The organism is bacterium, assembly GCA_030655055.1.
Classification (GTDB): Bacteria; Edwardsbacteria; AC1; order AC1; family EtOH8; genus UBA5202.
In genome coordinates this window covers 1-9454 of sequence record JAURWH010000093.1, presented here as the reverse complement: position 1 = coordinate 9454, position 9454 = coordinate 1, and the positions used below count along the sequence as shown (strand labels likewise).

The window sequence follows — 9454 nt, the reverse complement described above, 5'->3', positions numbered from 1 at the left end:
GCCTTTTTTCTGGTAGCTTCATCTTGGGAAACCAATTTCTTAACCAGTCCATCAGCATATACAAAGGTAATACTTGGCAATAATAGCGCAACCATTAGTAAGTAACTAAAAACTATTTTCCGGGTTGAAGTATTCATGGATTACACCTAAAAGCTATTATTTGTTTGGCTTTCATTACGAATAGTACTGCTATTATTTCGACCCCACCCTTCCCTCCCCTCGAGGGGAGGGATAAGAGAGAGAGGTCAAAAAACCACACATCTTCTCCGGGGCGCTGACCCCCAAAAGCCCCAGCCCGTTTGCGATCACGGTGCGGGTGGCCTGGCACAGGTCCAGCCGGGCGTTGGACAGCGCCTGGTCCTCGGTGACCACCCGGTGCTGGTGGTAAAAGTTGTGGAAGATCCCGGACAGTTCCTGCAGGTAGGTCGGTATGCGGTGCGGCTCCCGCGAAAGCGCCGCGCCCTGCACCAGTTCCGGGAATTCCAGCAGGGATTTGATCAGGGTGATCTCTTCCGGTTCTTTCAAAAGCAGCAGGTCTCCGGCGGCCCGCACCACGCCTTTCTCCTTGGCATGCTCCAGTATCGAGCAGATCCGGGCATGGGCGTACTGCACATAGAAGACCGGGTTCTCGTCGGATTTCTTCTTGGCCAGGTCCAGGTCAAAGTCCAGGTGCGACTCCATCCGCCGCATCAAAAAGAAGTAGCGGGCCGCGTCAGATCCCACCTCGTCGAACAGCTCGTCCAGGGTGACGAAAGTGGCCTTGCGGGTGGACATCTTCACCTGCTCGCCGCCCCGCATCAGGGTCACGAACTGGTATATCCGGACATCGATCCGCGAAGGATCGAAGCCCAGCGCGCCCAACGCGGCCAGCACGTCGGGGTAGGTGGCCTGGTGATCGCTGCCAAAGACGTCTATCACCAGATCAAAGCCCCGCTTGAATTTTGTAAGATGGTAGGCGATGTCCGGCAGGCGGTAGGTGGGCTCGCCGGTGGAGCGCACCAGCACCCGGTCCTTCTCGGCCCCGAACTGGGTGGCCTTGAACCAGACCGCTCCCTCGTTCTCGTAGGTCAGTCCCTTGTCTTTGAGCGTCTGCAGGGTGCTTTCGATCTCGCCTCTTTGGTAAAGGTCGCTCTCGTTGTAGAAGACATCGAAGACTATCCCCATCCGGGCCATCGTGGCCTTGATCTCTTCAAAGATCACCGCCACCGCGCTCTGCTTGAAGTATTCCAGGTCGGACTCGGTCAGCAAATCGCCCTTTGCCTTGCGGCAGTTCTCGGCTATGGCCATGATGTATTCGCCCTGGTAGATATCCTCGGGGAACACGATCTCCTTGCCCAGCGCCTGCAGGTAGCGCAGGAAGACCGACTGGGCCAGCTTCTTCATCTGCAGCCCGCTATCGTTAAAATAATATTCCCGGGTCACCTGATACCCGGTGGCTTCCAGCAGCCGGGCCAGCGAGTCGCCGATGGCGGCATTGCGGCCGTGGCCTATGGTCAGCGGCCCGGTGGGGTTGGATGAGACGAACTCGACTTGGGCTTTTTTACCATTCCCCATTTGGGATTGACCATATTTAGAACCGTGGGTCAAAAGTCCGGCCAGTTCCTTGTACAGCCAATCGGAGGTCAGGGTAAAATTGATGAACCCCGGCCCGGCGATCTCGGTCTTGGCCACCAAGGATGGATCGAGGTCCAGGGAATCAACTATCTTCTGGGCGATGTCCCGGGGCTTGGCCTTAAGCTCCTTGGCCAGCGACAAAGCAATGCTGGTGGCCCAGTCACCGTGGGCGGCCTGCTTGGGGCGCTCCAGCACAATGTTTTGGTGATTGAGTTTGATTTCAAGCGCTTTTTGAGCTGCTTGGGTTATTTGGTCTTGTAGGTATTGTTTGGACATATATTTTTGCTTAATTCCGCTCGGCTATAAATGTATTTTTACACCAATACTGACATTGAGCTGGTTGCTTTTTTGCAGGGCCGGGTGATACCTGCTGACGAAATAAAACCCATAATTCGAGGGTTGCAGTACTTTCAGGGAGGTGTACTGAATGTTGAAATAAGATGATACATATTTTAAGACCGGTATTGATATTTCGCCGCCTGTCGTATAACCGCTCATACTCTTATTATTTTTTGTGATAAACATGCGTCCGATGTTCGGCGATATCGTTATCATGCCCGGGCTCCCATCCGGATTGAATGACCCCATCGATTGAATTCTGTTATTAATGTGATAATTCAGGCCCAATGATATTTCATATTCTTTCCACGATTCAGTAGAGTTCCACGTACTCTGCCCAATCGTATATCGGGCACGGACGGAGGGACAAATAGTGAGATGCTTTGTGGCGATAAATGTTTGTTTCCAACCCGGCTGAATTATAGATATCTCATATTTTTTATCGTCCCATAATGCGTTAACCATAGTGACCATGCCCAAGGTGGGCGTAAAAACGAAACTATGAAGGACACCATCTGGATTGATAATTTCCGCACCCATGACGGCTGCCTTGCTGAAATAATTCACCCCAAAGAATAAACACTTTTCATAGGCCCTGTAAGTTATAGAATGCTCACTGTCATAGTTCAGCAAAATCTGCATTCGATGATAATCGTAATACTCGTAACCCATTAATATTGTGACATATTTGCTCACCGGCATCTTCATGCTTAACGCACCACCGCGAATGTCAAATGTGTCTTCTCCGTCTCTAATGACACCCCCAGTGATTTCATAGGAATAATATTTGTAACTATCCACTTTCTGTATCCAGGAGGTAGACAGATCGAACGATACATGGCCGACACGCCCGTCGGGATTAACTTCTACTAACGATTGATTACTAATGCCGTCACCGTCAACACTGAGCATCGTGTCCTCCTGTGTTGGACGACCATTAAAATGAACGTTTACACTTGCGGTGATGCTTTCTTGCCTGCTTTTCCGGAGATCATTGACGACATATAGGCGAGGATTTACTTGGCTGAGCATACCATACTGGTAGGCCAATGATGCAGAAAGGCATGTCGTGATTGAAACTGTTGCGCCTAGGGCGGCTACATATCCGGACAACCTCGGATCACCATAGTAACTGTCAGTATTCGGCACTACTGATAGATAACCCACGATTGGTGTCAAACAGACAGCTCCCGGTTGCCCATCCGGATTGAAATCGGTTCCTGCCGGAGCGAAATTGTTCAAGTGGATACGTATGCCGAACTGCCCAAGGTTGGTGGAAGAATGCCCCAGGCTGCTGAACAGATAAGAACAACCCGCTGTCAAGTGTTTGGTTAAAATGTACGATAATTCCAGCCTGGCAAGCAAACCGTAAGTTCTCTTGGACAGATCCTGCCAGTTTTGTTGTGGGGCATAATTCCCACCAACCACCGGCCAAACAACAAAGCTTTTCACTCTCCCATCGGGATTTGCTAAATCAGATAGATTTTGGACGCTCCCCGTATACCATTTTCCCCCGATGGAGAACGAATGCTGGGGGTGCCCGCGTTGATTGCTATAGTTATAGCCCGTTGAGATGGTATAGTGCTGCGTGAAAGGAATAAATGCGCCTGCTATTACGCCGGACCCTCTGACGTCACCGGTCCCGTCCCACGACATATAGTTCAAAGTTGAGTCGCGTTGCGAATGATACCAATTGTGCTGTAGCAGGGCCAATCCTGATAGACTGAACGATGGCCGCCCGCAATATCCGTCGGGATTAAACTCTTCGGCCCTGCTTCCTGTTGATGTCATCATTATACAAATTATGAACGAAAATATTAACGAGAGATTTTTCATTACATCGCTTATGGTGTAAGTGTGGGAAGGTGGCTTCTTCTTTCAAAATCACAAACTCCAAGTGACGCTCCCAGTTAATCCTTTACCTCCTCCTTGGGGGCGTCGGCCCACAGTTCTTCCAGCGCATAGTAATCCCGGGCCCGGGGCTGCATGATGTGCACCACCACGTCCACGTAATCCAGCAGCACCCAGGTGGCCCCGGCCATTCCCTCCACGTGGTGCGGCTTGACGCCCTTGGCCCTTAAGCCGTCCTCGATGGCGTGGCAGATGGCCCGCACCTGGATGTCGGTGGCCCCGGAGGCCAGCACAAAGTAATCGGCCACGGACGACAGGTCCTTGATCTCCAGCACGCTGACGTCGAAGGCTTTTTTGCTGAGGGCCAGCTGGGAGATCTCGTGGGCCAGCGCCTTGACCTGGTCTGGCGCTTGCACCGAGCCGCGTCGAGGTGTGGGTTGGGGCCGGACCGTTTTCTTCTGGACCGGCGCTGTTTTCTTGATCACCAGTTTTCTGGCCGGAACGGTTTTCTTGACTGCCGGTTTCCGGACGGCGGCCTTTCTTCTGGCCAGGGATACTTTTTTGGGCCTCCTCAAGGCTTTAGAACCGGCCGAGGAAACCTTTCTTTTGGGGACGGATGTAGTCTTTGCCAATTATTACTGTTACCTCCAAATATGATCTTGATTCTAATTGCGGGATTATGTTTTTGCATTTTAAGGCCTCGGCCACGTAAGCGGCGTTGCCGGTGCTGTTGTCGGCCCGGTCCACCACCACCGTCTCGGGAAAGCTGTCGTTCTCGGCGTTGGCGATGTCCACCACGTCAAAGCCCCAGCGGCGCAGTTCGTCGGCCATCTTCTGGGCCAGGCCGGCCTCCTTGGTGCCGTTCAGCACCTGCACCCTTATCTGGGCGATGCGCCGCTTTGTTTCGATCTCGCGGTTGCCTTTCCAGCGCCAGTAGAGGGAAAGGCCCACGGCCCCGCAGACCACCACCAGCAGCAGGACGGCGGCGAACATCAGTTTTTTTCGGCCCTTCCCGGCCGGGCGTTTCTTCAGGTCAACAGGTGACATGATGTGACCGATTTTGATGTTTGTTGTTTTGATTCTACGATACGGTATGGATTACCAACACCAAAGTTCCATGATCCTTCTGTCCCTCATGGCCGGTATCGAATAGGTAGTCACTAATTTAATGGCCGGCCGGCAGACCTTGAGGATGGTGATCCTCAGCGGCACTTCCCGGTCCTGAGGCAGCTCTGCCGCAACCTTGCCGGTGGCGGCGTCAATGAAGCGCCGGGGTTCGGAGTCTGGATCCCTGCTGGTGCTGGGCATAATGATCCTGCGGACGCCCCCGGCCCTCATGCCTGCTATGCAGGTAAAGAAATATTCGGGAACCTTCCCCGACTGAACCTGGCAGGGGACACCCTGATGTCTGTCGGTATCGATGGGCGGATAAAGAAAACTCATTTGGCCGGAGCTGGCAGTGTTGCCATCGTCGTCCAGCACTTCCACCAGCAGGGTTATCCGGCGGCCGTGTTGCACTACCCGCCCTTTTCCTTTGGTTATATCCTCGGGTTCGAAAGATGCCCGGCCGGCTTCGTCCTGGGCCAGTGCCACTGCCATACGGGGGCTGAGATTTCCATAATCGTACCAGACACTGCCGTCGCATAGTTTGTTGAACACAAATATTCCCATCAGGATCAGTATAATTACCGGCGCCAGAAAACCGAGTATTTTGCTTGGGTTAATATGAATATACATGCTCCCGTCAACCGGCATTTGGTTGTAGGTATCTTTCGCATTCGCTCAATTCCTCCGGGGTGTTGATCCCCAGCACTTCCCGGCTGTCTTCAACGACCTGGGCCGCGATCTTCTTCCCCTGCTGTTTGAATATCCCGATCACGTCGGTCAGGTAATATTCGCCCTGCTTGTTGTTGGGTTTTAAGAGCCCCAGCGCTTCCACTAATTTCTGGTTCTCGAAGGCGTAGATGGCGGGGTTGATCTCCTTGACCGTCAGTTCTTCCGGCGACGCGTCCCGTGCCTCCACGATCTTGGTGACAAAGCCATCGGCATCCCGTATCACCCGGCCGTAGCCCCCCGGCTGGTCAATGACCGTGCTCAGCATGGTGCAGGCGTTGCGCTCCTCACGGTGCTTTTTGAGTAGGGAGACAATGGTCTCCGGTTTTATCAGCGGCACGTCGCCGTAAAGCACCAGCAGTTCGCCGGCGAATTTTTCGATGAGGGGCAGGGCCTGCATCACCGCGTGGCCGGTGCCCTTCTGCTGGGCCTGCAGCACGAACTCGACCTCCAGGCCCTTCAGTGATTCTTTGACCTGCTCGGCCTGATGGCCGACTATGACCACGGTCCGGGCCACCCCGGCCGTTTGGGCCGAGCGGACCACATGCTCCACCAGCGGCTTCCCGCACAAAGGATGCAGGACCTTGGCCAGGTCCGACTTCATCCTGGTCCCCTGGCCCGCCGCCAGTATCAGGCAGATGCAGTCCCTGGTCATAGCTTGGTCTTCTTGGCGATGCGGTTCTTGTCGTCCACGCAGACGATCTTGGGCTGGTGCTTTCTGGCCTCAGCGTCCTCCTTGTAGCAGGAGGAGATGATGATGATCTTGTCGCCGGCCAGGCCCAGCCGCGCCGCCGCCCCGTTCAGGGTGATGGTGCCCGACCTCTTGGGAGCCTTGATGACATAGGTCTCAAAGCGGTTCCCGTTGTTGATGTTCACCACCTGCACGATCTCGTTGGGCAGGATGTCGGCCGCTTCCATCAGGGTCTCGTCGACGGCAATGGAGCCGGAGTAGTGCAGGTTGGCCCCGGTCAGGGTGGCGCGGTGGATCTTGGATTTGCAAAGGATTCGGAACATGGGTGCCTTTCTATATGATTCAGACAGATAATATTAATTTTACATTAATCGCTTCGATATTTTTCCTTTTTACTACCTATCGTTTAACCATTCTGAGGCTTTATAGTTATACAACATCATTAAAGCATGTTCAACACTGGTCATTTCATTTATTCGAATAAATTTATCTTGCTGTGAAATGTTTTTGTTTAATAATATTGCTCTGATATTTTTAAAATCACCTCCAAATGAACTTGAGATACTACCTGCCGAAGAGATAATTTTGAGTCTTCCTTTTTTTAAACTTTTAATATATGACTGTTCAAATTGTTTAGCTACTTGTTCTGGGGTTATAACGGGTTTTATGGTTTTTGTTTCTATTTTTGGATAATATGTGCGTAATCCCTTCACGTCAGACTTTCTTAAATAAAAATGCACTGTATGCTCATCATATGAAATAATGCTGTCTCCACAGTCCTTGTGGCTTCTTAAATAGTCAACAACCTTTCTCATTGCTTCTATGGATTTAACGTTTTCTGCAATTAAAGAATCATATAACTTATGAGACTGATTAAGAACAGCCTCTCTCTTTTTTTCCTCGACTGTCTTAGCGTTTAAGGCTTTTCTTCTTTCTTCAATCATTCCTGGTGTCCATAAAATTGGATGCACTTGCACATTGTTGACAAACACACAAGTATCCCGCACCTCTACTTTATACGGCGGCCTTATATAATGCCCATAGGCGATCACGTGCCCTGTTGTAATACCTGCGCTTGGCGTTATTGGATTTATCTCCATTTTATAATAACTGGCAGGCTTATCCTTCAACAAGGTTTCAATATATTTTTCGTGCCGTTTACCTTTTTCAGCAGCTGAAACAAAGCTACTAATAAATAACAGGCACATTGTGGTTATGACTGTTAAAGCTCGCTTCATTGACAACCCATTTATCATTTAATTACAATATTATCTATTAACCGTGCACTCGGAAATTTAATGGCCAACGCAATCAATGTGTTTCCCTTTATTGCCTTTACCGGGCTTAAAGTCACGTTATCCACTATTTCAATATAATCTATCTTCCCCAGCGGCGCATCGCGCTTCAGCAACTTGATCATCTCCGCCTTTACTACCTTTACATCCTTTACCCCGTTTCTAACTTTTAGTCCCGCCAGCTTCAGCGCCCGGTTCAAGGCCACAGCCTGTTGCCGCTCTTTGAGGGACAGGTAACGGTTGCGCGAGCTCATGGCCAGGCCGTCAGCTTCCCGCACAATAGGCGCCCCGATTATCTTGACCGGCAGGTCCAGGTCCGCCGTCATTCGCCTGATCACCGCCAGCTGCTGGGCATCCTTCTGTCCGAAGACCGCTGTGTTCGGTTGGACAATGTTAAAGAGCTTGCTGACCACCGTGGCCACGCCCCGGAAATGCCCGGGCCGCGAGGCCCCGCACAACCCTTGGGTCAGGTTCTCTACATTGACATAGGTGGAAAAGCCTTTGGGGTATATTTCTTCCGGCACTGGGGCAAAGATCAGGTCGGCCCCGGCGGACTGGCAGAGCGCCGCATCTTTCTTCAAGTTCCGGGGATATTTCTTGTAATCCTCTTTGGGCCCGAACTGGGTGGGGTTGACGAATATCGAAACCACCACGAAGTCGGAATGCTTCTTAGCCAGCCGTATCAAGGACAAATGCCCCTCATGCAAGGCCCCCATGGTGGGCACGAAGCCAATTCTCTGGCCCTTGCTTTTCTGCCGGGCAATAGCCAGTCGTATCTGTTTTATGGTTTCAACTACTTTCATTCGGAAATATGCTGAATACTGTATAGTGACTACTGACTACAGTTGTTGAATTCTTAGTGCCTTAGTGCCTTAGTGGCTAACGTTACTCCTCCGAAAAACTCTCCTCCATGTTCGGAAAACTCTTCCCCTTCACATCCCCGATGTACCCCTTGAACGCCTGCCTCATGTCCTTGGCGATGTGAGCATACTGCCTGACGAACTTGGGAACGAAGTCCTCGAACCTGCCGTCCATGTCGTCCACCACCAGGATCTGCCCGTCGCAGTGCGGCCCGGCCCCGATGCCGATGGTGGGGATGCTCAGCTCCTGGCTGACCCTCTGAGCCACCTGGTGGGGGATCTTCTCCAGCACGATGGCGAAACATCCGGCGTTCTCCAGGGCCTTGGCCGCCGCCAGCAGGCGCTCGGCCGACTCCTTGTCCTTGGCCTGCAGCTGGTAGCCCCCGAATTTGTGGATGGACTGGGGGGTCAGCCCCAGGTGGCCCATCACCGGAATGCCGCGCTCCACCAGGTTCTTGACGATGGGGGCCGCCACCCGGCCGCCCTCGATCTTGACCGCCTCGGCCCCGGATTCCTTGAGGAACCGGCCGGCGTTGTAGGCCGCGTCGGCGATGGAGGTCTGGTAGGAAAGGAACGGCATGTCGGCCACCACCATGGCCCGCTTGACCCCGCGCTTGACCGCGGCGGTATGGTAGAGCATGTTTTCCATGGTGATCGGCAAAGTGTTCTCGTAGCCGGCAAAGACCATGGCCGCCGAATCGCCCACCAGTATCAGGTCTATCCCGCACTCATCCAGCAGCCGGGCGGTAAGAAAATCGTAGGCCGTCAGGCTGGCTATCTTCTCGCCCTTTTGCTTCATTTTAAGCAGGGTCCGGGTGGTGATCTTTTCGCTCATAATTCTATTCCTGATAATGTATTGAACAGATAATCATACACGAAAAAACACAGGATATCAAGGAAAAATACAGTAGGGACATAGCATGCTATGTCCCTACTGTATTTTTCCTTGATATCCTGTGTTTTTTCGTGTA

At 52.2% G+C, this 9454-nt stretch carries 10 protein-coding genes; all 10 read right to left on the bottom strand.

Annotated features, from left to right (window positions below):
• Positions 1-192: 192 nt before the first annotated feature.
• The gene (argS, locus tag Q7U71_04140; protein MDO9390946.1) at positions 193-1890 is read right to left on the bottom strand and encodes an arginine--tRNA ligase; all 1698 of its coding nucleotides are present in this window, start codon (positions 1888-1890) and stop codon (positions 193-195) included.
• Between the two features lie 24 nt (positions 1891-1914).
• On the bottom strand, positions 1915-3789 hold the full coding sequence (locus Q7U71_04135; GenBank protein MDO9390945.1) for a hypothetical protein: 1875 nt from the start codon (positions 3787-3789) through the stop codon (positions 1915-1917).
• A gap of 74 nt (positions 3790-3863) precedes the next feature.
• On the bottom strand, positions 3864-4436 hold the full coding sequence (gene rsfS, locus Q7U71_04130; GenBank protein MDO9390944.1) for a ribosome silencing factor: 573 nt from the start codon (positions 4434-4436) through the stop codon (positions 3864-3866).
• Positions 4384-4851: a LytR C-terminal domain-containing protein gene (locus Q7U71_04125; protein MDO9390943.1), complete on the bottom strand. Its 468-nt coding sequence runs from the start codon at positions 4849-4851 to the stop codon at positions 4384-4386. The genes rsfS and Q7U71_04125 overlap by 53 nt, the downstream gene beginning before the upstream one ends.
• 51 nt (positions 4852-4902) lie before the next feature.
• Positions 4903-5463, bottom strand: coding sequence for a hypothetical protein (locus Q7U71_04120; protein ID MDO9390942.1), 561 nt, complete (start codon positions 5461-5463; stop codon positions 4903-4905).
• 85 nt (positions 5464-5548) lie between these two features.
• Complete coding sequence (locus Q7U71_04115) at positions 5549-6292, bottom strand: NTP transferase domain-containing protein (GenBank protein MDO9390941.1); 744 nt, start codon at positions 6290-6292, stop codon at positions 5549-5551.
• The gene (locus Q7U71_04110) at positions 6289-6651 is read right to left on the bottom strand and encodes an aspartate 1-decarboxylase (GenBank protein MDO9390940.1); all 363 of its coding nucleotides are present in this window, start codon (positions 6649-6651) and stop codon (positions 6289-6291) included. The genes Q7U71_04115 and Q7U71_04110 overlap by 4 nt, the downstream gene beginning before the upstream one ends.
• 72 nt (positions 6652-6723) lie before the next feature.
• On the bottom strand, positions 6724-7566 hold the full coding sequence (locus tag Q7U71_04105; GenBank protein ID MDO9390939.1) for a hypothetical protein: 843 nt from the start codon (positions 7564-7566) through the stop codon (positions 6724-6726).
• 14 nt (positions 7567-7580) lie between these two features.
• Entirely contained in the window at positions 7581-8426 is an 846-nt protein-coding gene (gene panC, locus Q7U71_04100) for a pantoate--beta-alanine ligase (protein MDO9390938.1), read from the bottom strand.
• An 82-nt stretch (positions 8427-8508) separates the two neighbouring features.
• On the bottom strand, positions 8509-9318 hold the full coding sequence (panB, locus tag Q7U71_04095; GenBank protein ID MDO9390937.1) for a 3-methyl-2-oxobutanoate hydroxymethyltransferase: 810 nt from the start codon (positions 9316-9318) through the stop codon (positions 8509-8511).
• Positions 9319-9454 lie beyond the last annotated feature (136 nt).